Source organism: Streptomyces asiaticus (assembly GCF_018138715.1).
Taxonomy (GTDB): Bacteria; Actinomycetota; Actinomycetes; order Streptomycetales; family Streptomycetaceae; genus Streptomyces; species Streptomyces asiaticus.
In genome coordinates this window covers 5371828-5385267 of record NZ_JAGSHX010000006.1, presented here as the reverse complement: position 1 = coordinate 5385267, position 13440 = coordinate 5371828, and the positions used below count along the sequence as shown (strand labels likewise).

Genomic DNA, 13440 nt, shown 5'->3' with positions numbered 1-13440 from the left:
ACCTCTCGTTGCGCGTCTACCCCGGGCCTGTGGCTTCCGGATGAGTAGGTATACGCACTGTAGGTCAATCATGCGTGGGTAGCGGAGCGAATGGATGGCGGCTAACCGGTGGCGGCGCTGGCTCGGGCTGTTGGTCATGGCGGTGGGGTGGTGGGGCGTATGCGTGGTGGAGGCCCATGGGGCCGGGCGTGACGTATGCGACATGGCGCAAGCCGGCACGTTGCAGGCTCGTTCCGTGCTGCGGTTCTCCCATCATGGGCAGACATACGTCCAGGCCCAGGCAGATACGGACGTGACCGTGCCGGATAAGTGGCGGCTGGAGAACCAACTGCCGCTCGGCGAGAAGTCCAAGCGGTATCGACAGGCAATGCGCTGCCTGCTGCGCGCGGAGACAAAACCCAATACCAAGCCCACCTGGAAGGACGAGTGGCGCCTCCACAGTCCGGAGGTGAAGACCGCGCCGAAGGGACACGGGGTCACGGTCCGCTATAAGGCATTCGCCTTGATCAGCCATAAGGGAGAGTTCCAGATCGGACCGTGGCACATCGATGCGAGGAAGCCTGATCATCCATGGCATGCCACTTTTCAGCTGGCCAAACTGGGCAAGATGCTGGCAAGCGCCCACTGGAAACAGGTGGAAGTCCGGCTTGACGGGCTTGAGGCAAGCGATGTGCGCCCCAAAGCCGCATACGCGGGAAAGAACAGGTGGGTGTGGCCCAAACCCCGACACCCTTCTCGTGTACGGGTCGACGTGTTCCCACCCTGGCATGCCGCCTTCGCGTTGGAGAATCGTGGGTCCACCCTCAGCAGACTGGGCCTCATCTTGTGGTGGGTATGCGGCTCAGCGGCATTGGCACTCGCGGTACTTCGCACCGCTCCGCGCTCACCTTCACCGCCGAGACCGCCGGAGCGGTTTTGGCGGTGGCCGCCATGGCGGCTCCCTGCCGTCACCGACGGTTTTTCCAAACGGGGCCTCGCCAGGACAGCCTTGTGGTGGGCCGGGCTCAGCGCGGCTCTGGGCCTTGGTCTTGCCCTGCTGATCCCAGGGACGAGGGGCCTCAAAGTTTGGCCTACCCTCGCCGGCATTGCCGCAGGATCGGTGCTCATCCTCGCAGCGCGCCCCTGGCTCCCCGACCGGTCAACGGATAAGCCGAAGTGGCCGACCAGCAAGCTGAACCGTCGGGGCCGGGCATTTACCCGCAACGCATTTCTGATTTCCCTCAGCCTGACCGCCCTCGGCCTGGTGGCGGTTCTGGCCCCTGGTGTCATGGGCCTGCCGGGAGAACTGGCACCACCCGACGCATACACCGTCAGACTGATGCTGCTGCAACTGCTGATGGTGTGGTTGTGGCTGGTCGCGATGGCGGCATGGGCGTGGCGGTTCGTGCGGGACGGAGGGCTGGCCCGCGCATCCTGGACGGCGGCATGGGACACGGCCACGATCCGTTTCATGGCGGCTTCCGGGGCTGTATTGGCTGTGGCCGCCGTGGTGATGTTGTATGCGTACCGGTGGTCCGTCGAGCTGAATTGGCGACGCACCAACTGGCTCCTGGAGCATGACCCCACTTATGACCGAGCCCACGACCAGAATCTGCACAAGACTCTGGCTGGTTTCGGGTCGATTGGACTTTCCTGGGCATACACCCACACATGGGTCCTGACGACCATCGCACTGGTGGCTCTGCTGAACAGCCGTGCCGATGCCGCGCGGTCCGAGGCGAATACGGAGCAGATCTCGCTGGGACCTTCGCGCAACGATATGCGGCTGACCGCCGTTGTTTTCGCCCTCGCCGTGGTGACGCGGGCCCAACTGTTCGCAGGCTCCTCCTTGCTGCTGACTGTCTGGCTTCTGCTGAATATCGCGGCCGTCTACGCCGTGCGAGCGACAGGCCGACGCTGGTCTGTGCTCCACCAGGCGGGCGGAGCCTTCCTCACTCAGACGTTGGGCACCGCGCAGGGTCGGCGGGACATGCTGGAGAAGGCGCACCAGTACCGTAATCTCCACCAGCGGCTCCGCCTGGTGGATCAGGGCCACACGGAACAGGACATGAACCGCGAGGCGCTGGAGGACCGGCTTCGACGGCTGCGACGTTGGCGCCCTCCCGGATATGATCGGGGCTTTCTCCCCGACCAGGTCTCTGTTGTCGATGTGGCCCTGAGCTGGGGGCCGCACGACAAATGGTGGGACAACGCCCTGCACGGTGCGCGCATCGCCTTTCTCTTCGGGATCCCCTCCAGCGCCGTGATTGTCTGGGCGAATTACTTCAAAAGTCCCAAGCAGCTCCTGCTCACGAGCGCAAGCGCGACAGGGCTACCGGACATCGCCGCCTGGTTCGTCACCTGGCAGATCACCTGGGCCGGGGCCGGTCTGGTCCTGGGAGCGCTGTGGCGCATGCTGCCCGGCCACCGTGGGCCCACGCGTGCGCTGAGCCTGACCATCGCCTATGCCATCCCCATCGGCATCGGCGCCCTGGTCAACCGCATCACCGACACGGAACTCGGCAATGCAGTTCTCAGCATCTCGCTCATGCTCATCGTCCTGACCCTGACCAGCCTCTGGATGGACATGGCGACTTTCAGCGGAGAGAGGCAACTGTGGCCGACGCGTCTGAGCCTGCTGCTGTCGATCTACCAGGTGCGCACCCTTTCCGTGCATGCCACCTTTCTCATCGCCCAATTCGCGGCGGCAGCGGCGATCTGGAACAACCTGGCCGGGCCACCGCTCAAGCCCTAGCGACCCCGTTCCATCCCGCCCGCAGCTTCGCCTTGAGGACCTTCCCACTCGCATTGCGCGGAAGCTCGGTCAGGAACACCACCTGCCGCGGCACCTTGTAGTTGGCCATCTCCCGCCGCGACCACGCGATCAGGTCGTCCGCCGTCAGCGTCGAGTCCGGGCGGCGGACCGCGTAGACCTTGGCCACCTCGCCCAGGCGCGGGTCCGGGATGCCGATCACGGCGACATCGGCCACATCCGGGTGGCGGGCGATGAGTTGCTCGATCTCGGCGGGGTAGGCGTTGAAGCCGCCGACGATGAACATGTCCTTGATGCGGTCGGTGATGCGCAGATTGCCCCGCTCGTCCATCACCCCGACATCGCCCGTGCGCAGCCAGCCGTCGGGCGTGATGGTGCGGGACGTGGCGATCGGGTCCTCGAAGTAGCCGGGTGTGACGTGGTAGCCGCGGACCCAGACCTCGCCCGGCCGGCCCCGGGAGAGTTCGCGTCCCGTGGCCGTGGCGATCTTGACTTCGGTGTCCGGGATCGCACGGCCCGCCGTACCCGCGATGACCTCGGGCGGATCGCCACGGCGGCACATCGTGACGGTGCCGGATGCCTCCGTCAGGCCGTACGCCGTCAGCACGGTGGCGACCCCGAGCTCCGAGCGCAGGCGCTCCACCAGCTCCAGCGGGACCACGGCGGCGCCGGTGACGACCAGCCGCAGGGTGGACAGGTCATGGGCGGCGCGGGAGGGGTGGTCGAGCAGGGACTGGTGGAGGGTGGGCGGGCCGGGGAGGACGGTGATGCGCTCGGCGGCGATATTGGCCAGGGCCGTCTCCACGCTGAACACCGGCTGCGGCACCATCGTGGCACCACGGCTCAGACAGGCGATGATGCCCGCCTTGTAACCGAAGGTGTGGAAGAACGGGTTCACGATGAGATAGCGATCGCCCGCCGTCAGCCCCGTGATCTCGCTCCAGGTGTCGAAGACCCGCACGGTCTGGGAGTGCGTGGTCACCACCCCCTTGGGGTGGCCGGTGGTGCCGGAGGTGAAGGTGATGTCGGAGGGGTTCGCGGGGCGCACCGCCTGCGCCCTGGAGCGAACCTCCTCCGGTGGCACGGCGTCGCCCAGCGCCAGGAAGTCCTTCCAGGTGCGGAAGTCCTCCGGGCCGTTGTCGGCGAGGACCACCACCTCCCGCAGATAGGGCAGGCCCGGCAGGGGGCCATGGCCCGGCCCCTCCCCCGCCGCCCGGCGCAGCGACGCCACATACGAGGTGCCCAGGAAGGTGCCGGTGATGAACAGATGCGTGGCCCGGGTGCGGCGCAGCACATACGCCGCCTCGCCGCCCTTGAAGCGGGTGTTGACCGGGACCAGCACCCCGCCCGCGGTGACCGCGCCGAGCGCCGCCACGATCCAGTCGGTGGTGTTGGGCGCCCAGATCGCGGCGCGGTCGCCCGGTTCGAGGCCCGAGGCGACGCACGCGGCCGCCGCGCGTTCGATCCGGGCGCCGAGCTCCGCGTACGAGATCCGGGCGCGGCCCTCGACGACGGCCTCGTCCGGGCCGAACCGCTCGACCGCCGCCCGGATCAGGGCCGGGATGGTGTGCCCCTGCTCCAACTGTTCCATCGGACCGCTCCCCTCCCCGGAACCCGGGACGGACGACCCCAGTAGCTGACTACCCGTCAGATTAGCGGTAGCCTTCCCCGCTGTCAGCACCGGTGAACGCGACCACGGAGGCGGCCATGGGGGCGGCAAGGGCGACAGCGACCTTGAAGGACGCGACGGCGATAGCCGGTATCGGGCAGACCCCCTTCGCCAAACGCCTGCCCGAGTCCGAGAAGACCCTGGCCTGCCGGGCGATCCTGGCCGCGCTCGACGACGCCGGTATCGCCCCGTCCGAGGTGGACGCCTTCGCCTCGTACACCATGGAGGAGACCGACGAGGTCGAGATCGCCAAGGCCATCGGCGCCGGGGATGTGACCTTCTTCGGCAAGGTCGGCTACGGGGGCGGCGGTTCCTGTGCGACCGTCGCGCACCTGGCCGCCGCGATCGCCACCGGGCAGGCGAGCGTCGGGGTGGCCTGGCGGTCGCGCAAACGCGGCAGCGGGCCGCGCCCCTGGACCAACACCCGGGTGCAGCTGCCCACCCCGGCCCAGTGGACCCGGCCGTACGGGCTGCTGCGCCCGGCCGATGAGATCGGGCTGCTGGCCCGGCGCTATATGCATGAGTACGGCGCGACCCGCGATCACTTCTTCAATGTGGCGCTGGCCTGCCGCAACCGGGCCAATCAGAACCCCGCCGCGATGATGTACGACCGCCCGCTGACCCGCGAGATGTATATGACCGCGCGCTGGATCAGCGAACCGCTCTGCCTCTTCGACAACTGCCTGGAGACCGATGGCGCGCTGGCCTGTGTGCTGGTGTCGGCCGAGCGGGCGCGCGACTGCCGGCACCGGCCCGTGTACGTCCACTCCGCCGCGCAGGGCCTGCCCGCCCAGCACCACGGGATGGTCAACTACTGGAACGACGACCCGCTGACCGGCCCCTCCTGGACCGCCGCCCGCCGGCTGTGGAAAACCGCCGACTTCGGGCCGCAGGACGTGGATGTCGCGCAGATCTATGACGCCTTCACCCCGCTGATCCCGCTCTCCCTGGAGGGCTACGGCTTCTGCGCCCGGGGCGAGGGCGCCGCGTTCACCGAGGGGGGCGCGCTGGAGATCGGCGGACGGCTGCCGCTCAATACCGGCGGGGGCGGCCTCAGCGAGGCGTACGTCCATGGCTTCAACCTCATCACCGAGGGGGTCAGACAACTGCGCGGCACCGGCACCGCCCAGGTGCCCGGCGCCACGACCTGCCTGGTCACGGCGGGTGAGGGGGTTCCCACATCGGCCCTGCTGCTGAGGAGTTGAGCGACGGTATGACACAGACGGAAACGACCACGGCCGCGAGTGGCGGGGGCGAGCGGGCCGATGGGTTGCTGGCGCCCGTGCCCGACGACGACGGGGCGCCCTTCTTCGCCTACGCGGCGCGCGGCGAACTGCGCGTCCAGTGCTGCGCGGGCTGCGGCGAACCGCGCTTCCCGCCCCGGCCCTGCTGCCCTCACTGCCAGTCCTTCGAGAGCCTGTGGAAAAAGCTGAGCGGCCGTGGCCGGATCTGGTCGTATGTGCTGCCCCATCCCCCGCTGTTGCCCGCCTACGCGGCCCAGGCGCCGTACAACGTCGTCCTCGTGGAACTCGCGGACGCCCCGCGCATCCGGCTGGTGGGCAATCTGGTCGCCGCCGCGGACGCCGCGCTGAACTCGGTCCCGCCGGAGCGGATCCGCATCGGCGCGCCCGTGAAGGCCGCCTTCCATGAGACGGACGGCGGGCTGACGGTGGTGCGCTGGCTGCTGGAGCGGCCATGACGGTCCGCGTACGGGTGCAGGAGGACGGCGTCGCGGTCGTCTCCCTCGACCGGCCCGAGCGGCACAACGCCATCGACCTGGAGACGGTCTCGGAACTGACCGCCGCATGGCGGCGCTTCCGCCGGGACGACGCGGTCCGGGCCGTCGTCCTCACCGGCGCGGGCGGCCGGGCCTTCAGCACCGGCATCGACCGCTCGGTGGAGGTCGCGCAGCCGCCGTCGCCCTACGCCATGGACGATCCGCTGCGCACCGTCGGGCCCAAGGCCAACGACCTGTGGAAGCCGGTGGTCGCGGCGGTGGCCGGAATGGCCTGCGGCGGGGCGTTCTATCTGCTGGGCGAGGCCGAGTTCATCGTCGCCGACGAGACGGCGGCCTTCTTCGATCCGCACACCAGCTATGGGATGGTCAGCGCCTATGAGGCCGTCTACATGGCGCAGCGGATGCCCATGGGCGAGGTCGCGCGGATGGCGCTGATGGGGACGGCGGAGCGGCTCTCGGCCCGGCGGGCGTATGAGACGGGCCTGGTCAGCGAGGTGGCCCCGGCCGGTGAGGCCCTTACAGCGGCCATCCGTGCCGCGTCGGTCATCGCGTCGTACCCGACGGAGGCGGTGCAGGGCACCGTAAGGGCGCTATGGGCGGCGAAGGAGGCGGCGCTGGCCCAGGCGCTCGCGCAGGCCCCGCAGTTGATCGCGCTGGGCAATCTGCCGCCGGGGCGACAGGCCGCGCTCTTCGCGGCCCGTACGCCCGGCTTCCGTACCCGGTGAGGCCCGTCCGCGCCCGGTGAGGCGTCCGCGCCCGGTGAGGCCCGTCTCCGCCCCGGATCGAGCGGCTCGGGGCTCGGGTCTCAGGTGGAGCTCGGGTACTTGAGCGCCGAGGTGACCTTGCAGGTGAAGGACGTCTGCTGGGTGAGGGTGCGGTAGGAGGTGGCGCTGAGGGTCTGGCTGCCGCCGGACGCCACGGTGACGGACTTGTAGTCGGAGCCCAGCAGGCTGCCGCCGTTCTGGTCCTCCCACTCGATGGTGATCGAGTAGTGCATGGACTGCGTCTCGGGGTTCCTGAGATTGAGGGTGTACTGGAACGAACGGGTCGACTCGTCGTAGTCGCAGCCGGTGGCGGTGATGTCGTTCGTGCCGTCCGAGTTGTAGGTGGGCGGCGCGGAGTAGGTGTAGGAGGGCGTGGGGGCGTCGTAGGACGGCATGTCGGAGGGCGCGCCGCTGGGCAGATCGGTGGGCAGCCCACTGGGGAGGTCGGTGGGACCGGACGCCGGGTTGTCGTTGCCCCCGCTCCCGCCCGAGACGAACCCCCCGAGGCCGCCGTCGTGGCTGCCGCCCTTCTTCTTTCCGCAGCCGGTCAGCGCGATGAGCCCGACCAGGGCGACGGCGCATATGCGCATGGAGCGGCGTTGCATGGTATTACCCCCGTTGAAAAGGCTCATTCAAGCCAAATGCAGCCTGTTGACAAGTGCACGCCACCCTAGCAATGGGTTTTGCTACCCCAAAGTCACCTGTGGGCGCGCCTGTCCCGGCTCTCAGAGGACGGAGACGACCTCGCACCGCACCACGGTTCCCACGACCGAGGGATCGTCAAGCGGCACCCTTACGGTCCGCGTCTTCCCCGCGGGGATCCGCACATCGGCGCGGCCGGAGGTGAGGGTCAGACCGTCCCGGTCCTGGAAGTTCACGTCCACGAGGTAGGTGTCGGCCGTGCCCGAGCGGTTGCGCACCTTCACGGTCGCCGCCGGACGGCCACCTTTGCCTTTGCCCTTTTCGACGTCCTTGCCCTTATCGGCGCAGCTGACGACCGTCGCCTGGGGCTCGGACGACGGCGCCGTGCCGCCCGAGGAGCCGCTGGAGGCGCTGTCGCCGTAGTCGTCATCGTCGTAGTCGCGGTAACGCGAGCCGCCGGAGCCCGCACCGGTGGTGGAGCTCTCGTCGTCGGAGTCCGAGTAACCACCCGAGCCGGAGCCGGAATCGGAACCCGACCCCGACGAGTGGTGCGAGGACGAGCTGGAGCAGCCGCCTCCGCCACCTCCGTGGCCATGGCCACGCCCCTTGAACCCGGTCAGCGCCACCAGCACCACGGTGAGCACGGCCGCCAGCCGTAGACCACGCCGCATCACAGACCCCGTTCCCCCGAAGACCGCGCAGAGTTACCCATCGACCTCCCGGCTCCCAGGAGGTCGATGAACGCCCGCAACCGTAGCAGCAATTGTCAGGGACACGGCCTGCGACCTGCCGTCTCCGGCTCGTCGGCGCGTGGCCGCGTCACCGTCTCATCGCGCCGCCGTCTCGTCGCGTCACCGCGCCGCCCCGGGATCGGTCAGGCCCGGCCGCCCGACGGGCGGGACTGGCCCGTGCCCTTCACCGCGTCCAGCGCGTAGACGCAGCGGTCCTTGCTGCACGCGTACACCACGCCCCCGGCGGCCACCGGGGATCCGGTGATCTCGCCGCCGGTCGCCAGCTTCCAGCGCAGCTGTCCGCCCGCCGCGTCCACCGTGTAGAGACAGTGATCGGCCGAGCCGAAGTGGACCCGGCCGTCGGCGACCACCGGCGAGCCGATGACCTCGCCGCCCGCCGCGAAGCGCCACTTGGGCGTGCCGGTGACCGCGTCGAGCGTGTAGAGCGCGCCGCCGCTGCCCAGATGGACCGAGCCGTCGGCCACCAGCACCGGCTCGATGGACTGCCGGGCCTCGGTGGCGATGCGCCAGCGGTCGCGGCCGTTCGCCGCGTCCAGCGCGTACACCGTGCCCAGATAGTCGGCGATGTAGATACCGCCGCCGGTGACCGCGGGCCCCGGCGCGTACGCGGGGGCGCACAGGAAGACGGCGGGCGCCTCGAAACGCCACCGCACATCCCCGCGGGCGACGTCGAGCGCGAGCACCCGCGTCCCCGCCGAGACGTAGACCACCCCGTCGGGCGCCGCCAGCAGACGCAGCGGCACCCCACCGCACGACGCCGCGTCGCCCACCGGGTACGACCAGCGCTCCGCGCCGGTGCGCGCCTCCAGGGCGCGCAGCCGCGCGTCCGCCCACACATACACCGTGCCGTCATGGACGGCCGGGCCGGACTCGGGCGTCTCGAAGTCGGTCTGGAGGCCCTGCATCTCCCACAGCAGCTCACCGTTGGCCGCCTCCCACGCCTGGACGCCACCGCCGCGCGTACCGGTGACGACCGTGCCGCGGTCGACCTTCAGGGAGTAGACCCAGCCGTCGGTCGACAGCCGCCAGCGCTCGGCGCCGTCCTCCGCGTCCAGCGCGTACAGCGTGGGGCCGTCGGAGGCGTGGATCCGGCCGTTCGCCACGGCCATCGCCCATGCCACGTCACGGGTCTTGAACTGGCGCCGGCCGGTGCCCACGTCCAGCGCGTGTACCTCGAACGAGGTCACGTACAGCAGATCGCCGGCGACCGCCGGGGTCCCCCATACGTCGTTGGACATGCGGAACCGCCACGGGCGCCAGCGGCCGTGCCCGGCCCCGCCGGGCGGCTCGGGCGGCTCGGCCGACGGGGAGTGGGTCGGCGGCGGGACGGCGGCCGTGCCATCGCCCCCGTTCAACCCTCCGCTCGTCACCCCGGCCGGCGGGCGCACCCAGCCGGTGGCGGGCCCGGTGCCGTGCTGCGCCTGCGGGTCCCGCGCGTCGGCGGCCCGGAGCCCCGGGCCGATCGGCACCTGCGAACCGGGCAGCCGCACCGATCCGTCGGCCCCGGCGGGGGCCGGGGCGGGCGCCGCGGCGGCGGACGGGGCAGCGGCGGCCGGGGCGGCGTGCCGCCCGGGCCCGATGGAGCCCAGCGCGCTGGGCGGACTCGCGGCCTCCGGCGCGCGCAGGCCGCCGCGCGGATCGCCCACGCCCACGGGCTCCCAGCCGCTCGGAGCGGCGGGCCCGCTCGCGGCGGCGCCGTGCCGCCCGCCATGGCCGTCCGCGGCCGCTCCCGCGGCGGGGGCGTACGAGGGCGGCGGCGTGGGCGGGCGCTCGGGCGGGAGCGGCGCGGAGGGGCGGCTGCCCGCGCTCGCGGCGCTTCCGGCGTTCCCCGCGTTCCCACCGGGGCGGCTGCCTCCGGCCGCGGGCCGGGAGGAGCCGCGCACCTGGTTGCGGCCGCTGCGCTTGCGCTCGATGAGGGCGACGGCGCCGGGGGGCAGCCAGGCCGAGGCCGTACCGCTGTCGTCGGCGTTGGAGGCGAACAGATGCGGGGCCAGCTGGGACTGGAGATCGGCCGGCGACGGCCGCCGCTCGGGCTCCATCTGCATGCACGACTCGATCAGCGGCCGCAGCTCATCGGGCAGCCCGGCCAGATCGGGGCCCTCGCGCAGCAGCATGAACACGGTCTCCACCGGGTTGGCGCCGTGGAAGGGCGCGTGCCCGGTGGCCGCGAAGGTCAGGGTCGAGCCGAGCGAGAAGATGTCGCTCGCGCCCGTCACACTGCGCGAGTCGCGCGCCTGCTCGGGGGACATGTAGGCGGGGGTGCCGACCGCGACGTTGGTCATCGTCAGCCGGGTGTTCGAGACACCGGAGGCGATACCGAAGTCGATCACGCGCGGGCCGTCCTCGACGACCAGCACATTCGACGGCTTCAGATCCCGGTGGACCAGGCCCGCGCCGTGGATGGACTGGAGCGCCTCGGCGACCCCGGCCGCCAGCCAGCGCACCGCCTGGGCCGGCATCGGCCCGCACTCGTTGACGATTTCCTCGAGGGAGGGCGCCGGCACATAGGCCGTGGCCAGCCACGGCACCGCGGCGCGCGGATCGGCGTCCACGACCGCGGCCGTGTAGAACCCGCTGACCGCGCGGGCCGCCTCCACCTCACGGGTGAATCGGACACGGAACAGCTGGTCCTCGGCGAGCTCGGTCCGGACCGTCTTGATCGCGACCCGTCGGCCCGATGCCGAGCGGGCCAGATAGACCAGCCCCATGCCGCCCGCGCCGAGACGTCCGAGCACCTCGAAAGGGCCGATCCGCCTCGGATCGTGCTGCGTCAGCTGCTCCACCACTTGCCTGCCACCTCCCCGTGGGGGCTTGAAAAAATACAGCCCCGTGCAGCGTCTCACCGACAAACCAACCGGCGGCACGCATCCTGCATTCTCTCTGGCGAAGGCGGCGGTTGCGAACCCGGGGGCGAATCGTCGTGTCATCGGGCGATACGGAGCCGGGGTCCGTCCGGTTCGACCGGGGACCATCCAAGTGCCCGCGGGCCCGTATCGCCCAGTTTTTCGCCCCGGGTTCAGCCTGCCGTCGAGATGTCGATGACGGCGAAGGCCGCGCCCTGATTGTCCGCAAGGACCGCGAAACGCCCGTACGGCGTATCTTCGGTGGTCTTGAGAACCCGCCCACCCAGCCCGTGGGCCGTGCGCAGCGTCTGATCGCAGTCCGCCACCACAAAGTACGTCAGGAAGTGGGCGGGCAGAACGGCCGGGTACTCCTCACCCATCACGACGCGTCCGCCGATCGCGTGACGGGGGTCCGGGGGCTCCCCGCGCCGCGTCCACAGGACCACGTCGGCCGGTGCGCCCTCGGCGGAGGGCGGCGCGGGGGGCGCGCCCGGGGGCGGCGCGGGGGGCGCTGTGGACGGCGGGGCGGGAGGCGCTGCGGAGGGCGGCCGGGCCGAGGGCGTCATCTCGTAGCCGAAGACCGCCCGGTAGAAGGCGTCCACGGCGCGCGGCTGACGCGTGTGGACCTCTGTCCAGCCGTACGAACCGGGCGTGCCGCGCCGCGCGAAGCCGGGGTGGCTGCCCGCCTGCCAGATCCCGAAGACGGCGCCGCCCGGGTCGGCGGCCGTCGCCATGACGCAGAACTCGTCGATCCACACCGGCGGGGTGATCACCCGGCCACCGGCCTCGCGGACCCGTACGGCGGTCGCGGCGGCGTCCTGGGCGGCGAAGTAGATGTTCCAGACGGTGGGCATCCGCCCGTCCGGCTTGGGCACCAGCCCCGCGACGTCCTTACCGCCGAGGAGGGCCCGGGTGAACGTGCCGTAGTGGGTGGCGATCTCCTGGAAGGTCCAGCCGAAGAGCTCACCGTAGAAGCGCCGCCCCGCCGCGAGGTCGGACAGCAGCACATCCGCCCAGCAGGGCACGCCTTCCGCGAATGCCGCCATGGCCCGGGTCCTCCCGCGTCCCTCGGTCCTCGGACTCGCTCACCTCGGAGCTTGCTCGCCTCGGAGCTTGCTCACAGCCCGTTTGGAGATGCTTGGCACGTGTTTGGAACCGCTTGGTTCGTTCACCTCACTTGCCACGCTAACGGGGGATCGCCCGGTCTGCTCGCTCCGGAACTCGAAATATTTGGCCAATCCTTTTGGCTCGAAGGCGGGTCCGAGCGCGTCATCCACCGTTGTTATCCACAGGCTGTTGATAACACGATTCACACGTGTGGGTGAGCGGTGATTGAGGGCTTGACGACTGTGGACAGGGGTCGGAATCAGCCATTCCAACCTGCTCAGCGAGGTTCGCAAACCCACTCATCCCGCCCTAACCCCATTTGCACGCAGCCGAATCGCGCTCCGATCACCCCTCGGTAAGCTGACGGCATGACAGGACAAGTACGCACAGTCGACGGGCGGGTGGCCGGTCGTCGCGGGCAGGCGACGCGGCAGAAGCTGCTCGACTGCCTCGGCGAGATGCTCAGCACCTCCCCGTATCGAGACGTCAAGGTCATCGATGTCGCACGTAAGGCAGGGACCTCGCCTGCGACGTTCTACCAGTACTTCCCCGATGTGGAGGGCGCGGTCCTCGAGCTCGCCGAGGAGATGGCGAAGGAGGGCGCGAACCTCACCGATCTGGTCGCCGACCGCTCATGGGCCGGCAAGTCGGGGGCGACCGCGGCGGAGGACCTGGTCGAGGGGTTCCTCTCCTTCTGGCGCAAACACGACGCCATCCTGAGGGTCGTCGATCTGGGCGCCGCCGAGGGGGACAAGCGGTTCTACAAGATCCGCATGAAGATCCTCAATTCCGTCACCAACTCCCTGACGGACGCAGTCAAGGAGCAGCAGGCCAAGGGCCGGATCGACGGGGACCTCAACCCCGGGGCCATCGCGGGCTCGCTGGTCGCCATGCTGGCGGCGGTCGCGGCGCACCAGAAGGGCTTCCAGAGCTGGGGCGTCAAGCAGGCCGACCTCAAGCCGAGCCTGACCTGGCTCGTCCACCTCGGCATCACCGGCCGCAAGCCGCCGAAGTAACGAATCCGCGCCCCCTCCCCCGGCCTCCTTTCCCCGGCCCCCTCCCGGCCGGCTGCCCTGCCGGGCCCGCACGTCCTGTCACGCCGCGGCGGATCACTCCCCAGTGATCCGCCGCGGCCCTTTGCGGGCACTGGTACGGGAGGGGCGCGGGGCCCCC

10 protein-coding genes are annotated in these 13440 nt (G+C 70.5%); 5 read left to right on the top strand and 5 right to left on the bottom strand.

Features of this window, described 5'->3' with window-relative positions; genetic code table 11:
- Window positions 1-94: 94 nt before the first annotated feature.
- Window positions 95-2734, top strand: a complete 2640-nt coding sequence (locus KHP12_RS30445) for a DUF6185 family protein (RefSeq protein ID WP_211833941.1) — start codon at window positions 95-97, stop codon at window positions 2732-2734.
- On the opposite strand, the gene KHP12_RS30440 is transcribed toward KHP12_RS30445, so the two are convergent.
- Window positions 2724-4343 (bottom strand): FadD3 family acyl-CoA ligase, encoded by a 1620-nt coding sequence (locus KHP12_RS30440; RefSeq protein WP_211833940.1) that lies wholly within the window; start codon window positions 4341-4343, stop codon window positions 2724-2726. The genes KHP12_RS30445 and KHP12_RS30440 overlap by 11 nt on opposite strands.
- 116 nt (window positions 4344-4459) lie before the next feature.
- On the opposite strand from KHP12_RS30440, the gene KHP12_RS30435 reads away from it, so the two are divergent.
- From KHP12_RS30435 to KHP12_RS30425, 3 genes are read left to right on the top strand one after another with little or no spacing between them, the layout of a single operon-like run.
- A complete protein-coding gene (locus KHP12_RS30435; RefSeq protein ID WP_037947928.1) occupies window positions 4460-5626 on the top strand; it encodes a lipid-transfer protein in 1167 nt (388 codons plus the stop codon).
- Between the two features lie 8 nt (window positions 5627-5634).
- Window positions 5635-6120: a Zn-ribbon domain-containing OB-fold protein gene (locus tag KHP12_RS30430; protein ID WP_211833939.1), complete on the top strand. Its 486-nt coding sequence runs from the start codon at window positions 5635-5637 to the stop codon at window positions 6118-6120.
- Window positions 6117-6884, top strand: coding sequence for an enoyl-CoA hydratase/isomerase family protein (locus KHP12_RS30425; protein WP_211833938.1), 768 nt, complete (start codon window positions 6117-6119; stop codon window positions 6882-6884). Before KHP12_RS30430 ends, KHP12_RS30425 begins: the two co-directional genes overlap by 4 nt.
- Window positions 6885-6964: 80 nt before the next feature.
- On the opposite strand, the gene KHP12_RS30420 is transcribed toward KHP12_RS30425, so the two are convergent.
- The 4 genes from KHP12_RS30420 to KHP12_RS30405 form a co-directional block, all read right to left on the bottom strand.
- Window positions 6965-7513 (bottom strand): PT domain-containing protein, encoded by a 549-nt coding sequence (locus KHP12_RS30420; RefSeq protein ID WP_244203423.1) that lies wholly within the window; start codon window positions 7511-7513, stop codon window positions 6965-6967.
- Window positions 7514-7648: 135 nt separating this feature from the next.
- Entirely contained in the window at window positions 7649-8236 is a 588-nt protein-coding gene (locus tag KHP12_RS30415; RefSeq protein WP_086885986.1) for a hypothetical protein, read from the bottom strand.
- A gap of 203 nt (window positions 8237-8439) precedes the next feature.
- On the bottom strand, window positions 8440-11103 hold the full coding sequence (gene afsK / locus KHP12_RS30410) for a protein serine/threonine kinase AfsK (RefSeq protein WP_210609704.1): 2664 nt from the start codon (window positions 11101-11103) through the stop codon (window positions 8440-8442).
- Between the two features lie 230 nt (window positions 11104-11333).
- On the bottom strand, window positions 11334-12206 hold the full coding sequence (locus tag KHP12_RS30405; protein ID WP_211833937.1) for a VOC family protein: 873 nt from the start codon (window positions 12204-12206) through the stop codon (window positions 11334-11336).
- Window positions 12207-12635: 429 nt separating this feature from the next.
- Between KHP12_RS30405 and KHP12_RS30400 the strand changes: the two genes are divergently transcribed.
- Window positions 12636-13283, top strand: a complete 648-nt coding sequence (locus KHP12_RS30400) for a TetR family transcriptional regulator (protein ID WP_086886040.1) — start codon at window positions 12636-12638, stop codon at window positions 13281-13283.
- Window positions 13284-13440: the final 157 nt, after the last annotated feature.